Here is a 14,608-nt window from a genome sequence, read left to right as displayed (position 1 = left end):
ATTTCTGATTTTCAATTTCATTATTTTGAATTGCAAGTTTGTCGCTCAATTTTTCTTTTCGCGAAAACGTAGGAAGGCATTACCAAAAAGCCCCTAAAAGAACTATCGCTCCACCGCCAAGCAAGTATGATTGAAACTGTTGCGCCTTCTTCTGCGTATTTAAAATTGTTATTTCAGCATCTTTTAATTCATTTTCGCGAATCGCTTCGAGATTAGCTATTTCCTTTTGCTTATCCATAGAAAAAACTGAATCTTGTAATGCTTTATATTCTTTAAATGCTTCGAAAGCTTTTTTATAGTTGCCTTTAAATTTGTATGATTCGGAGAGTGAATGTAACAAATTTGAATAGTTGTAAATTGCACCAATTTCAATATAAATCTTAAGAGCTTTTTCCGATAATTCAATGGATTTATTTAAATAAAAATCACTATTTAGAAATACTTGTGTTATAGGTTCGCTATTTTCAAATGTTGAATCTTGGGATAAAAAGAAATAAACGCTCCCAATATTTTCAAGATTTACAGCTATTCTAAATTTATTACCTATCTCTTCGTTGATTTTTAGTGCTTTATGATAATATTCGAGTGCTTTGGGGTAATCTAATTGGTATGTATAAATTGTTCCTAAGTTATCAAGATTTGATGCAATTCCAGATTTATTGGCAATTTCATCATCCATTTTAAGGGCTTTATGGAAATACTCAATGGCTTTTGGGTAATCGGATTGATTCTTATATATGATTCCAATATTTGCAAAGCTCATTGAAATCCCAGGCTTATTCCCCATCTCTTTTTCGATGTCGAGTGACTTATAATGATATTCAAGAGCTTTTGGATAGTCGGCTTGATAATCATAAATAAGTCCAATATTTCCTAGATGTCTGGCAATACCGGCTCTATTATTTAATTTTTCATCAATTTTAAGAGCCTTTTGATAATATTCAAGAGCTTTTAGATAGTCAGACTGATTCTCAAAAATTATTCCAATATTTCCCAGATGTCTGGCAATACCGGCTATATTGCCAAATTTTTCATCAATTTTGAGAGCTATAGTGAAATATTCAAGTGCTCTTGAAGGGTCAGATTTCCCTCCTACATAATTCACACCTAACGAACTATAACACTTTGCTTCTCCTTCCTTCCAATTAATTTTTCCGGAAATTTTTAATCCTTTATTTCCGAATTCAATACCTTTATCCGGATTAATTGAATAGTATAAAAATGATAGCTCTGAAAGTAAATTCACCGCATTTGTATCTTCCTTTATTTTAGGTAGCTCTTTAAGGAGTGAATCTATTCTCGCTTGACCCTCAAGTTGGGCTAAGCTTATATTTACTAAAGAAAAGAATCCTACGAAAAATATTATCAAATTTCTCATATCCTCACCCCTATTATTGTTATATCATCAATTTGGTGCTTGTCACCTTGGTGAGCGGCGAGTTCATTACTCAAGATTGTATATTGTTCTGATAATGGATTATCAGCGATTGAATTTAAAAGCTCAGTGAAACGTTTAGAACCGTATTTCTTTCCGGATTCGTTCATTTGGTCGGCGAAGCCGTCAGTTGTGAGATAGAGCATAAGACTTTCGTCTTCAAAATCGAGATTGTAATCTGTGAAAGTCCGCTCTTCCTCTTTCTGGCGTCCCCCGATGGAGTGTTTGTCACCCTTAAGTTCTACAAATTTCTTTTTCCCATTTTCGAATCGGATTATCCACAATGGTCTTTTTGCACCTGAAAAGACAACTTTCTTTTGCGTTTTATCGAAAGCAAGCAAGCAAACCTCCATGCCATCCATTTGCCGAGAATCTTCTACATCTTGCTTTAGAGTAGTTCGGACTCCTTCGTGCAACATTCGCAATATAACAGAAGGCTTTGTGATTCCTTGCAAAATTACAATTTGGTTAAGCAAATCATTGCCAATCATTGACATGAATGCTCCGGGAACGCCATGCCCTGTACAATCAACCACTGCGATAAATCTCCAATCTCGGGTTTCGGCAAACCAATAAAAATCACCGGAAACGACATCTTTTGGTTTGTAGAATATAATATTGTCGGGGAACAAGGCATTGAGTTCTGTTTTTGAAGGTAATATGACGGACTGAATATCTTTCGCATATTGAATTGAAGCCGTGAGTGCCCTATGTTGCTCTTCAATCAATGCTTTTTGCTCAGAAATTTCATTATTGAATTTCTGTAGTAAATCGTTTGAACTTATTAACTTTAATTCGCTATTGGCGCTTTGTTTGACGAAATACCATATGACAAACACAATAATAATACTTGCCGACATTACTCCAAAAAATTTCTCCATTTTCATCGTTTCGGGAGATAAGATTATTGGTTCGGAAATGATATTGGGGAAAAATATTGTGATGATAATACTGGATGTAGGCAGCATAAGTGCTATTATCAGTTTGACTTTATCTTTTAAACTGAACAATAAAAAAACTACACCAAAACTTGCTATAGTGAGAAAGTGTTGATTTCCTGTTCCGCCGGACATTAATTCCTTCATTAATGGACCTGCAGTACCTGATACCATTAGAAAAAATTTAGCAAAATCATAATACTGCTTTGTATTCATATAATATGCGAATAGAAATAGCACAGTTGAAGCTATTGAAATCAAACTGTGATAGAAATCACTTGTATATAAAAACAAAAAGATACGCAAAAAGGCGACACCGGAAGCCAGTAAAAGTATGTAATTTGTTATAATTACACCCTTTTCTTCATGAGCTGTCATTCCGGGCTTTACGCCTTTTGTGGTAATATTCTTTATGAAACTCTTGTTCATTTGAGGGATTTCCTCCTTTTATGCACAATGAATACGTAATAAATATCTAACAGCAGAACTACCGTTGTGATGAACATCAGAAAATAATTTTCGTTCCAATGCCAAACTAAAGCAACTGATATTAAACCAGTCCCGAGCATTTTATACCAAGCTACATGATATGAGAAGAGCGATTTATCGGCATGATTGACAAATAGGAATATGTATAATGCTGAAATCATAATATTGTCGAGGTATGCTGAAATTGTTCCAATTTCTGTATCGTATCCGGCATTTTTAAATGTATAGAAAAATATCAATCCAAAAATAACAGTGATGATAGCTACTATTTTAGAATTATCGCGAAAGAATGGGTTTTGGAACTGTTTGTAACCATATTTCAAAATTCCCCAAAATATGAAACAATCAAAGAAAAACCACAAACTATAGCCTATTTGAATCGAAGTTCCCATATAGTCGCCCACAGAGCTACCGAATGGAAAGCTCCAAATGAATTCCCAAGCAATATTCAGGCAGACAACTATTAGTGGAATCTCTACAAATTGTTTGGATTTGATATTTTTAATATAGATTATATATGTAAGCAGCCAAAAAATACATCCAATTATAAATAGAATCATTTGAGGTAGATTCAAATTTTGAAGATTTAGCAAATTATCCATAGATTTACCTCTTTTTAAATAATGATTGCAAATGATTGTCTAATTGCCAATCTTTACGAAGACTTGGAGGAATATATATGCCGGTATCTTCGCCTTCGGCTATATATTTTTCCAAACCAATCATAAGTTTCATATTCACGTAATGTGAAGTTATTTTAGAAATAAAACCTCGACTTTCGAATTTCAATAGCCATATACCTAATATAAATGAGATAACAGCAATTGGATTGTATAATTTCGGAGTACGAACCCCGACAAGTTTTGTAGTATTGTCGCCCAAAAGTCTATGCATCATAATCGGCACTACATCATATAAATACTTTTCATGCAATATTTCATCTAAAAATTCTACCAATAGATTAGTGAGGTCACTTCCTGCCATCGTGGGTTTAAAATGTCTTTCGGTAATCATTTGCCAAGTTTGGAGCGCTGTATGATAGTCAATCGGCATTAATTTCTCGTCAATGCCAATCAGATACCCGACACATTTCCACAAATGCAATATTGCGTCCTTTTCAGCTACAGAAATCGTGAAACCAAGACGTTCCATTCCTTCTATAACCACGCAAGAAAATGCGAGCATTGTGCCTAACAAATCTTCCTGATTAATCGGGTAACCGTAATTATTCGGATCGTATTCGATTTTCCCGCGATTTACCTCATTCATAAAGTAATATCTGATTGAGGCGTGCATCAGTCTAACTTTGAGTGATGTTGCAATGCCTCGCCCATTTTCTTCCAATCCTCCGGGTGACATTACATCAAGAACAAATTGTGCAGTTTGGGCTACACGTCTTCGGGTATGGGTGGTCAGACGTCCCGTTTTATACAAGACTTCGGCACCTTTGCCACAAGCGTAACATTCCGGGAGTGATTTGCAAAAATAGGAAACTACGAAAACGGGTCCAATTCGAGTGAAAGCATTTTGGGCAATTTCGATTTTTGATTTGTCAGCCCAAGCAGGAAGACTTGAGTTTTTATTTACATAGTCAGTGAAGTCTGACGGGATGCCGGGTTTGTGCAATTGGTTGTTGTAAACCAATGATTTGAAGAAAACATTAATCTCCTTTAATTCATGCTTTTTAACAACTTCACTTATGAAATCGTCAGCATGAGAATCTCCTAATTGTCTGGCATTGTCAAGAATAACATTTGTAATCTGCTCCAATTTAGTTTACCCTAATTTATTTGCAAACTACAAAAATATGCTATATATTCATTTTTTCCAATTAATTTATATTAACATTACAACGTATAATTAACTTTAATAAAGTTTATGTGAACTTTATATTTATATTCAATGAAATGTATAATTATAAGTTACTAAACAGATGGAATATGTCACAATTCAATACCAACAATTGTAATATCGTCAATCTGGTTTCTGCTGCCTTGGTGAAAAGCTAATTCGCTAAGTAATATCTCATGTTGTTCTTTGAGTGGTTTCATTGATATTTTTTTCAATAGTTCAAGAAATCTCTTTGTACCAAATTTTTTCCCCTCTTCGTTCATTTGGTCAGCATAACCATCGGTAGTTAAATAAATTTTCATCCCATCGTGAATCGGACATACATGAGACTTATATTCATAGTCTAAATTGTTCAAATAACCTGCAATGCCTTTGCGGTCTGTCTTGATAATCTCGAGTTCCTTGTCGAAAATATAAAGCGGTCGTCCTGCACCGGAAAATTGCAATTTTTCCTTATGAATTGCTACCAATGCTATTTCCATACCATCTCGTGATGTGTTTTCTAAATCTCGTTGGTGAAGAACTTCCGTAACTTTCATATTTATATTGTGCAATATTTCTGATGTATCGGTGAGTCTTTTGCTTACAACAGCATCATCAAGAGCAGTATTAGCAATAACGGCTAACATCGAACCCGGCACGCCATGACCGGTGCAATCTACAGCTGCCACAAATTTAATTCCATTTACACTTTGGTACCAATAACAATCACCTGAAACTATTGCTTTGGGTTTGTAAATTGTAAAGTGCTCTTTGAAGGAATTCGCAAGTGTATTTTCCCAAGGCAGTAAAGCATTTTGAATAGAAGAAGCATAACGAATTGAAGAAAAAACATGCTCGTTCATTTCTTCAAGGTTTGCTCTTTGAATCTCAATTTCTTGATTTTGAAAAGTTAATTTTTCGCTTAACTTCTTCTTTTCTCTAAATCTAACGTATATTGTTGTCAACAAAATTATGAGGAAGAATACGCTGCCAAACAATATTGATTTGTACAAATCATTGATATGGTCAATGGCTTCCAAACTTTTAATTTTTTCATCTTTTAGTTGATTGTCACGTTCTGCAATTGATTCAGATACTTTTTTATTTTCCGATGAGAATATGCTGTCTTGCATAGTTTTATGCTTTCTGAAGGATTCGTAGGCAGCTTGATAATCACCTAATAATTCACACACAAGTGCTAATTTTTCGTGATAATATGATAATTTGTGAATGTCGTCTAATTCTGTCAAAACACTAATCGCTTTATTGAGATAAAAATAGCTTTTATTCAAAATTGTATCTTGCAGAGCTTCATCCAAAACCATTGTTCTATTATTGGTGTCTCCACTCGGAAAAAGAATTTGGTTCAAATAAGTAGTACCGATATTACCATAGTTTATGGCTCTACCGTTTGGATTGTCAATTTTTTCATTAATTTCTAATGCTTTATGGAAAAATTCTAAAGATTTAGCATAATTGCCGATTTTTTGCTGAACATCTCCCAAGTTGCTATAATTATTAGCAATTGAACGCTGATTACCAATTTGCAAATTAATTTCGAGTGATTCGTTGAAGTATTCAATTGCTCGCAAGTAATCATTTTGGTGAGTATATATAACTCCAATATTATTAATGTTGTTAGCCAAATTAACCTTTCTACCTAATTCAGCATTTATATCTCGAGCTTTTAGATAGTACTCAATCGCTTTATCAAAAATATTCTGACGAGAATAAATCAACCCAATATTCTCTAAATTATTAGCTACGCCGACTTTTCTGCCAATTTCTTCATTTACCTTTAGGGATTGAAAATAATTTTCGATTGCCTTGTTATAATTCAACTTATTTCGATAAATATTTCCAATATTAAATAGATTACTGGCAATAGCATTCTTTTTACCTAATTCTCGATTAATTTTCAAAGCCTTTTCATAATATTCGAGAGATTTATCATAATCATATTCTCTGGAATACATTATGGCAATATTATTGTAATTAGTAGCAATACCGCTTTTATATTGAATCCGCATATTGATTTTGATAGATTTCTCGAAATAATCTAATGCTTTTTGATTCTCCGAAAGTGACATGTAGTTAGTACCAATGGCATTGTATGCTTCCGATATACCTTTGTCCCATTTAATTTTGCTTGCTAAGTTGAATGCCATATTTCCATAGTCAACACCTTTTTGAGGGTTGATTCCTTGGTAACTGAAGGACAATTGCGCCAATAATATTACTCCGGTCGAATCATCACGCAAATTTGTAATTTCGTTCAATAGCGAATCAATCCTTTGTTGTCCTTGAACTTGAGATAGTACAATTTGATTACTGAGTAATAAAATTGAAAACAGCAGTAATATAAATCTCAATTTCATAATTTCTCGGACTCCAATCAAATTTATTTAACTTACAAATGTAAGAAAGGAATCTATTCAATCCTAATGAAATCGGCATTTGTTATATTAAATAATTTTCATTTTGGGAGATTTCGAGGCAAAATGTATGTGCAAGACGCACTTATGCTTTATGTTAATCTAACAATGAATAAGTGCTAATCGTGCTTTGCGGTATTTCACAAAAAAAAGGGAGCATTTGCTCCCTTTAAATTAAGTTTTAAATACTTTATTGCTTTTTATCTATCCGAGTTGGTCCGGCATTCCGAACTGAATCAGGACAACCTTCCGCAAATAGTTTGAAATTCTCTATATAACGTGCGGCAAGACTATCGTATTTGTTCCAATACTCATCTTTATTGCCCCAAGCATTTGATGGTTCCAATACGTCTTCGGGCACTTCAGGACATGATAGTGGCACTTTGAATCCGAAAACTTTATCAGTTCTGAATTCCGCATTATCCAATTTTCCGTCAAGTGCTGCATTGAGTAAGTTTCGGGTATGACGAATGCTGATACGTTTGCCGACACCAAACTTGCCACCAACCCAGCCGGTATTGACTAACCAACATTTTGTGCCGTGCATTTCCATTTTCTTACGTAGCAAATCAGCATAGTAAAATGGATGATGTACCATAAATGGAGCTCCAAAACAAGCACTGAACGTGATTTCGGGCTCGATTCCAAGTCCGATTTCAGTTCCGGCAATTTTCGAAGTGTAACCACTTATGAAATGGTACATGGCTTGTTCCATATCTAATAGAGCAATAGGTGGCAAAACACCGGTTGCATCACAAGTTAGGAATATTATATTTTTCGGATGCGAGTAAGCCATTTTTTCTTCGACCACATTAGGAATGAAATCCAATGGATATGAAGCGCGAGTATTTTCAGTCAATTTATCATCATCGAGGTCAATTTTGCGAGTAGCATTGTCATAGACAACATTTTCTAAAATTGTACCGAAACGTTTTGTACAATCGTGAATTTGTGGTTCGTGTTCAGCAGAAAGTCTGATAACTTTTGCATAGCATCCACCTTCAAAATTAAACACACCGGAATCGCTCCAACCGTGTTCGTCATCGCCAATTAGTTGACGATTAGGGTCTGCCGATAAAGTGGTTTTACCTGTACCCGATAGCCCGAAAAATAGAGCCACATCTTTCATTTTGCCAACATTTGCCGAGCAATGCATCGCCATAACTTCTTTGAGTGGCAATAAGTAATTCATTACGGTAAATACAGATTTTTTAATTTCGCCACCATAACTTGAACCAAGTACAAGCCCGATTCGTGCAGCAAAGTTCAACACAATCGCTGTTTCGCTTCTGGTACCGTCAATTCTTGGGTCGCAGCTAAATTTGGGAGCAGCAATCATTGTAAATTCGGGAATGTGCTTTTTGTATTCATCACGAGACTTGGGCAAAATGAACATATTGCGAGCAAAAAGGCTTTGCCAAGCATGTGTTGTTATAATTCTGACAGGAAGTTTGTAATCCGGGTCTGCACCCGCATAACAATCCTGAACAAAAAGTTCTTCGCCTTCAAGAAATGCTTGCAATCTGGAGAATAGAACGCCAAATTTTTCGGCAGAATACGGGCGGTTATAAACACCCCACCAAATGTTGTCATGATTTTCGGATTCGCTGACGATAAATTTATCGTTTGCAGCGCGAGCCGTCCATTTACCTGTATGTACCACGAGTGGACCGCCATCGGTAACATGTGCTTCGCCACGGAAAACTGATTCCTCGTACAATGCCGAAGCCGGCAAATTCCAAAAAACTTTATCGAGGTTTATAAGACCGTGATTACTTAGTTTATAGTCGGACGCAAGTTCGCCGGCTTGTTTTACTGCAGGAGTATCAAAATCTAAATATTTCATAACCAATCCCTCACTAATTTTCGTTCACCAATATATAATTCGTTTGGAGCATTGGGGTCCAAAGCCCATTTTATTCTTTCAATTCCTTCTGTAATTTCACGTACAGTACCGCAAGTTGATAGTCTGAGGAAGCCGTCTAAGCCAAATTCGATTCCGGGCATAGTAAGAACTCTCACTTTGTCCAATAAAAATTTGGATAATTTTGTGGAATCTTTTTGATAATAGCTGAACTCTGCGAAGCAATAGAAAGTACCGTCCGGCTTGTAGGCTTTTACTCCATCAAAGGAATTGAGCCTATCCATCATAATATTTCTATTATTTTCCAAAGTCAATCTAAGGCTTTCGACCGAAGATTGTACTCCATTAATAGCTGCTACGGCTGCAATTTGAGTAATTGCGGAAGGACCCGAAGTCTGATGTGCCTGAATGTTGGTCATAGCTTCAATCAATCTTTTGCTGCCAACTGCCCAACCAATTCTGAAACCGGTCATAGCATATTGCTTGGAAACTCCGTTAACAACGATTAGCTTAGAATTTTCAGAGGTATCTTTGGCGTAATTATAGCAATTAAGCGGCTTTTTACCATCGAAAATCAAACGATGGTAGATATCATCCATTATCAACCAAATGCTGCGTTGTTCGCAAAATTCGACAATTTCTGCGATGAATTTTTCGGAATACATAGCACCTGTCGGGTTGTTTGGGCTATTGATGATGATACATTTTGTATATGAAGTGACTCTTTGTTCGATGTCTTGCAAACGCGGGTAAAAGGAACCGTCTTCGGCATGAACGGGCACCGGAACTCCGCCGATGAGTTTCACCATTTCCGGATAACTAACCCAATACGGCGCCGGGAAGATTACCTCTTCTTGAGGATTGAGAATAGCTTGGAGAGCAACCATGATTGATTGCTTAGCTCCGCTCGAGGCTATAATATTTTCGGGCTCGACTTTGCGGTTATAAAATTCTTCGGTGTACCTGATTATTGCTTTTTTGAGGGCTGGAATGCCATCAGCAGGAGTATAACGGATTTCTCCTGAATTGACAAATCCGGCAACTGCCATTAATGCTTCAACGGGAGCTTTTGTTTTAGGCTCGCCGCCACCGAGATGAATAACCGGTTCTCCTTTTTGCTTCAGGATTGCAGCTGTCTCATTCAACTTGAGAGTAGCCGATACACTGACTGATTTTCCGATTAAACTTAAACTCATTGTTTACCTTTGTTTAATGTGAATTTAATTTAAAACATACAATTAAAATGAAAATTTTTTACAAAATCATTTTTAAAATACAAACTTACCGAAAAATTAGATATTATGTCACAATAAAAAAACATTTTCGATGCAATATGTACTTTTCATGTCACAATTTTACTAACTTAACTTTGTAAATTAGCATAATCTAAATTTTTATTTAGTTTGTAGAAATATCAAGAAATTATGTGAATATGTTTTGAACAAATGTAAATTATTGTTAATTTTACCAAATTTGAAAAATTATATTTGGATATTGTTTAATGAAAAAGTTCGCTACTATATTAATAATACTAATTGTTGCTTATGGTTCTGTCGAAATTTATGCAACCAAAACAGGTCGTGCAACCAGAACTTCAACTATTTCTGCGGGATGTGCGGGCTCAGGATGCCATGCAAGTTCCAAAAACACCGCAGTTCAACTTACAGCAACAAGTTCAAAAGGGAACTTTATCTTTAAACCGGAAGAATCTGCTTCAATTACTATCAAAGTAGCACATTCTACCGCTGCAGGAGCCGGAGTAAATGCCGCTATTAAGACTTCGATAACAGGCGAAGACAACACGGGAACCATAAGCGCCGTAAGCGGTACAAAAACAATTGGAGGAGAAATAACTCATTCAACCCCAAAGGAAATGTCCAATGGATACGCTGAATTCGGTTTTACTTGGAAAGCCCCAAAAGTACCCGGGAAATATTACTTAAGGGCTATCGGTTGCGGCGTAGATTTAGATGACAAAGCTCAAACCTCTGAACAATGGAATTGGATGGAACCTATAGAGGTGATTGTAAAAGGCATTACTATCACCGAGCCAAAATCGGGAATCGATTTTTGTGTCAACAATAAAGCTTATATACGATGGTCTTTAGCCGGCATTACTCATGTCAATATCGAGCTATCGAGTGATGGAGGCAACACGTGGTCATTTATGATTGTTAGCAATTTCAATGCTGTGGGCGGTGCTTATGTGTGGGATGTTCCGGCAGGATTTAAGCAAGGTGACAATTATAAATTGAAGATTTCTGATGTCAATGATGCTACTGTTGCGACAATATCGGATAGATTTGGCATTTTCGGTAATTTCACTATCACAAAAGACCCGATTCCGGCAACATTATGCGTAGGTGATGATTATAAGATGTGGGTCGAAGTCGAAGGCACAGGTATAAAATACCAATGGCGAAAAAATGGGCATCCAATACCCGGAGCAACGGATTCGGTTTATACAATTAAAAATGTTCAAGAAAATAGCGATGGACATTACGGAGTGTTGCTTAGTTCCTCATGCAACATAATCATGCCGACTAAGGATGCTGAAATTCTTGTCAGAGGAAGCACTAAAATACTTCAACAACCATCTTCTTATAACGCTTGTATTGGTGAAGAGGTCGCCTTTTACGTCGAAGCTGACGGATATTCGGTAACATACCAATGGTATAAAAATAATTCTGAAATTAAAGATGCAAAAAGTGATTCGTATGTAATTTCGTCGGTTCGCGCTGAAGACGTCGGCAATTACACTTGCAAGGTGACAGGATATTGCGGCGCACCGATTACTACTAATATTGCAAAATTAGCCTTAAACAGCGTCCCAACTTTAACAAAACAGCCAAGCTCGCAAACATTATGCGAAAAACAGAACCTTAACCTTAGCGTTACAGCAACCGGGCTCGAACTAATCTACACTTGGTACCATAATGGCAGTAAAATTGGAACGAACAGCCCTAATTTGTCTGTTACAAATTTGACACCTTCAAACGCCGGTGAATATTATTGCGAAGTCAGAAATCCTTGCGGTACTATCCAAAGCAACAAAGCGACAATTAAGGTTGACCCTCTACCTAAAATCACTTCTCAGACAAATATCCAACAAGTTGTTGTGGGCGAAACGGTTACATTACGAGTAACTGCCGAAGATGCAGATTCGTATCAATGGTATAAAAACAATGTTATTATCGAGGGTGCCAACACACCGGAATATATCATTGAAAATTCCGTTGAAGATGACAGTGGTAATTATCAGTGTCGTTTGAAAAATAGTTGTGGCGAAGTAAATTCGATTATTATAAAAGTGTCGGTATTATTGCCCCAACCGGGTGCAAGAATGAAATATTCAGCATCAAACATCAATTTTGACGTAATTCCATTAGGTTACGTACTTGACACAACCTCATTTATTATTCATAATGTTGGCGATGCTGATTTATTGATAGATAGCATTAGAATCGGTGGATTGAATATTGACCAATTTGAGATACTCGCTCCCGGGGATTCGGTGACAATACTGCCGAATGATTCTTTAGCATTATCAGTTAAATGTACTCCGACGATTTCAGGTTCCATTTCGGCACATCTTAAATTCTTTACGAATTCGATTACAGATGCCGGATTATTCAACCTTTATTCGTTCGGAGGAATATTCCACGTCATTACTAACAGGAAATCAGTATTTTTCGGGACGCTCGAAATAGGCGAATCCGACAGTCGCGAGTTCACCATGCTTAACCAAAGCAATTACAAAGTCAAAATTGTTGATATTGTGATGGAATGCAATGAATCGGAAAGCTCGTTCGAATTGGTGCAACCGACATTACCTTTCACAATTGACGAATCATCATTAGAATACATCACTATGACATTTTCGCCGAAATACGAAGGCGAAATTGATTGCCAAGCATATTTTGTATTCGAGCGCATTGACAGTACAGTTCAAGTGGAATTCTTGGGCAATGGTTTGCCGACAAGTGTTGAAGATTGGAGCAACTTAACGCTTTTATTCCCAAATCCGGCAACTGATTACATCGAAATAAGCTACACCTCTATCAACCCTACGGTTAACCGTAGGGTTGATGAAACTGCTGAAATAAAAATCTTCAACACGCTTGGTGAATGTGTAATGACCACTCCTCACCCTTCGACAGGCTCAGGGAGCGGCAATTTAAGAATTGATATTTCGCATCTCACTCGCGGTGTTTACTTCGTAAAAATCGGCGAAGATGTGCAAATATTTGTGAAGGAGTAAGCATGAAAAGTATTATCAATATTGTATTAATTATTTGGATTTGCTGTTTTACAAATTCTATGGCTACTGAAAATTGGAAAACAGTATATAATTTAAAAGCAAAGAATAGTTTGGGCTCAAATGCATCTGCTCATTATATTGGTATAAAATCGCCTAATAAAAAAGACCTTTTAGTTGTTTCGAATATGGATTATCGGTCACCTTTTATGGTAAAAAGTTCAGATAGCGGATTGACTTGGGAAATAAAGCATAAAGAGAAATTCCCCGGCAATTATGATGGAGTATATTTTGCTCCAAGCAGAGCTAATGCCTTTGCTTATCCTGATACAACGCTTGCTATGGTTGTTTGTGATTCAGGATATTATTATTATTCAACCGATAATTGCGAAACTTGGACTAAGGACAGATTTGAAAATCAATTGAGGTCTTTTCAGATTAGCTTTTGGAATAACAAAGTTGGTATTGTTTTTCAGGTCTTACTTGAAAACAAACAAGTAATACAAAAGACTATTGATGGTGGTATAAATTGGTATAGAATTGATGGGCCTGAATTAATCAACGAAAATGCAGTGAGTTACCTCGAAACTCACGGTGATGGAATTGCATATTTTATTGAAGTAGATAATAAGGTAGATTCGGTTTATTATTTTCATAAATCAACTGATTACGGTGAAACTTGGAGTGTTTATCCGGGTCCCGAGATTCCTCCATTCGGTGGTTTTTATTTTTACAACGAAAACCTTGGTTTCTGTTATGATGGTGAAGAATACAGTTCAGTAGGTGGAATGACTAAGGTTATTAGGCGAACTTCTGACGGTGGTAAATCGTGGAAGGTTGTCATGGACACTGTAATAATCCCAAATGACCCTATAGTGGATATTCACTTTGCTGATACATTAAACGGAATAGCAGTTGCATTAGCAAATATATTTTGGACTAATGACGGTGGTAAAACTTGGATTGAAGATACGAGTTTCAGTTATATAAGTCATCCGGACAGAATCAGTTATGTTTATATGATTGATAAATATAATGCAGTTGGTATTGCAATGAATAGTTACAATAACATCTACCGCTATACAGGTGTTGACCCGTCAAGTGTTTCGCAAAGTTTCCCGATTAAGCAGTTGAAACTATTTCCCAACCCGACACATGAATTGTTGCAAATTGAATTAGCCGACGCTCATATTTATGATGAATATCTGATTTATGATGCCAAGGGTGCATTGCTGCAAAAGTCTCTATTTACGGGTGAAGTGCCAATCGGCGAACTCCCCAAAGGTGCATATTATTTGTTATTGTATTCGCCCACGCGCACCGGTTATGGGCAGTTTGTGAAGGAGTAGTCCGCCA

At 36.3% G+C, this 14,608-nt stretch carries 9 protein-coding genes; 2 read left to right on the top strand and 7 right to left on the bottom strand.

All coding sequences use genetic code 11. The annotated features are described in order from the left end of the window. Positions 1 to 79 precede the first annotated feature (79 nt). The 7 genes from M9949_13830 to M9949_13800 form a co-directional block, all read right to left on the bottom strand. Positions 80 to 1,378: a tetratricopeptide repeat protein gene (locus M9949_13830; GenBank protein MCO5252482.1), complete on the bottom strand. Its 1,299-nt coding sequence runs from the start codon at positions 1,376 to 1,378 to the stop codon at positions 80 to 82. Beyond that, positions 1,375 to 2,802: a SpoIIE family protein phosphatase gene (locus M9949_13825; GenBank protein ID MCO5252481.1), complete on the bottom strand. Its 1,428-nt coding sequence runs from the start codon at positions 2,800 to 2,802 to the stop codon at positions 1,375 to 1,377. Before M9949_13825 ends, M9949_13830 begins: the two co-directional genes overlap by 4 nt. Further along, positions 2,799 to 3,464, bottom strand: coding sequence for a hypothetical protein (locus tag M9949_13820; GenBank protein ID MCO5252480.1), 666 nt, complete (start codon positions 3,462 to 3,464; stop codon positions 2,799 to 2,801). Before M9949_13820 ends, M9949_13825 begins: the two co-directional genes overlap by 4 nt. A 4-nt stretch (positions 3,465 to 3,468) precedes the next feature. Then, on the bottom strand, positions 3,469 to 4,632 hold the full coding sequence (locus tag M9949_13815) for a DUF2236 domain-containing protein (GenBank protein ID MCO5252479.1): 1,164 nt from the start codon (positions 4,630 to 4,632) through the stop codon (positions 3,469 to 3,471). Between the two features lie 173 nt (positions 4,633 to 4,805). Then, positions 4,806 to 7,073: a tetratricopeptide repeat protein gene (locus tag M9949_13810; GenBank protein MCO5252478.1), complete on the bottom strand. Its 2,268-nt coding sequence runs from the start codon at positions 7,071 to 7,073 to the stop codon at positions 4,806 to 4,808. A gap of 247 nt (positions 7,074 to 7,320) precedes the next feature. Then, positions 7,321 to 8,976 carry a phosphoenolpyruvate carboxykinase (ATP) gene (gene pckA, locus M9949_13805; GenBank protein MCO5252477.1) on the bottom strand — a complete coding sequence of 552 codons (1,656 nt, stop codon included), beginning with the start codon at positions 8,974 to 8,976 and terminating at the stop codon, positions 7,321 to 7,323. Beyond that, positions 8,973 to 10,190 (bottom strand): pyridoxal phosphate-dependent aminotransferase, encoded by a 1,218-nt coding sequence (locus M9949_13800; GenBank protein MCO5252476.1) that lies wholly within the window; start codon positions 10,188 to 10,190, stop codon positions 8,973 to 8,975. Before M9949_13800 ends, pckA begins: the two co-directional genes overlap by 4 nt. Before the next feature lie 305 nt (positions 10,191 to 10,495). On the opposite strand from M9949_13800, the gene M9949_13795 reads away from it, so the two are divergent. Beyond that, positions 10,496 to 13,255 (top strand): immunoglobulin domain-containing protein, encoded by a 2,760-nt coding sequence (locus tag M9949_13795; protein ID MCO5252475.1) that lies wholly within the window; start codon positions 10,496 to 10,498, stop codon positions 13,253 to 13,255. 2 nt (positions 13,256 to 13,257) lie between these two features. Continuing rightward, positions 13,258 to 14,601 carry a hypothetical protein gene (locus M9949_13790; GenBank protein ID MCO5252474.1) on the top strand — a complete coding sequence of 448 codons (1,344 nt, stop codon included), beginning with the start codon at positions 13,258 to 13,260 and terminating at the stop codon, positions 14,599 to 14,601. Positions 14,602 to 14,608: the final 7 nt, after the last annotated feature.

The organism is Candidatus Kapaibacterium sp., assembly GCA_023957315.1.
Lineage (GTDB): Bacteria > Bacteroidota > Ignavibacteria > Kapaibacteriales > UBA2268 > PGYU01.
The sequence above is the reverse complement of the archived record's forward strand: the minus strand, read 5'-3'. Positions and strand labels throughout refer to the sequence as shown.

Coding starts and splice junctions, on each gene's coding strand:
- M9949_13830 (MCO5252482.1), bottom strand. CDS start 1,378: ATGAGAAATTTGATAATATTTTTCGTAGGATTCTTTTCTTTAGTAAAT.
- M9949_13825 (MCO5252481.1), bottom strand. CDS start 2,802: ATGAACAAGAGTTTCATAAAGAATATTACCACAAAAGGCGTAAAGCCC.
- M9949_13795 (MCO5252475.1), top strand. CDS start 10,496: ATGAAAAAGTTCGCTACTATATTAATAATACTAATTGTTGCTTATGGT.
- pckA (MCO5252477.1), bottom strand. CDS start 8,976: ATGAAATATTTAGATTTTGATACTCCTGCAGTAAAACAAGCCGGCGAA.
- M9949_13810 (MCO5252478.1), bottom strand. CDS start 7,073: ATGAAATTGAGATTTATATTACTGCTGTTTTCAATTTTATTACTCAGT.
- M9949_13820 (MCO5252480.1), bottom strand. CDS start 3,464: ATGGATAATTTGCTAAATCTTCAAAATTTGAATCTACCTCAAATGATT.
- M9949_13790 (MCO5252474.1), top strand. CDS start 13,258: ATGAAAAGTATTATCAATATTGTATTAATTATTTGGATTTGCTGTTTT.
- M9949_13800 (MCO5252476.1), bottom strand. CDS start 10,190: ATGAGTTTAAGTTTAATCGGAAAATCAGTCAGTGTATCGGCTACTCTC.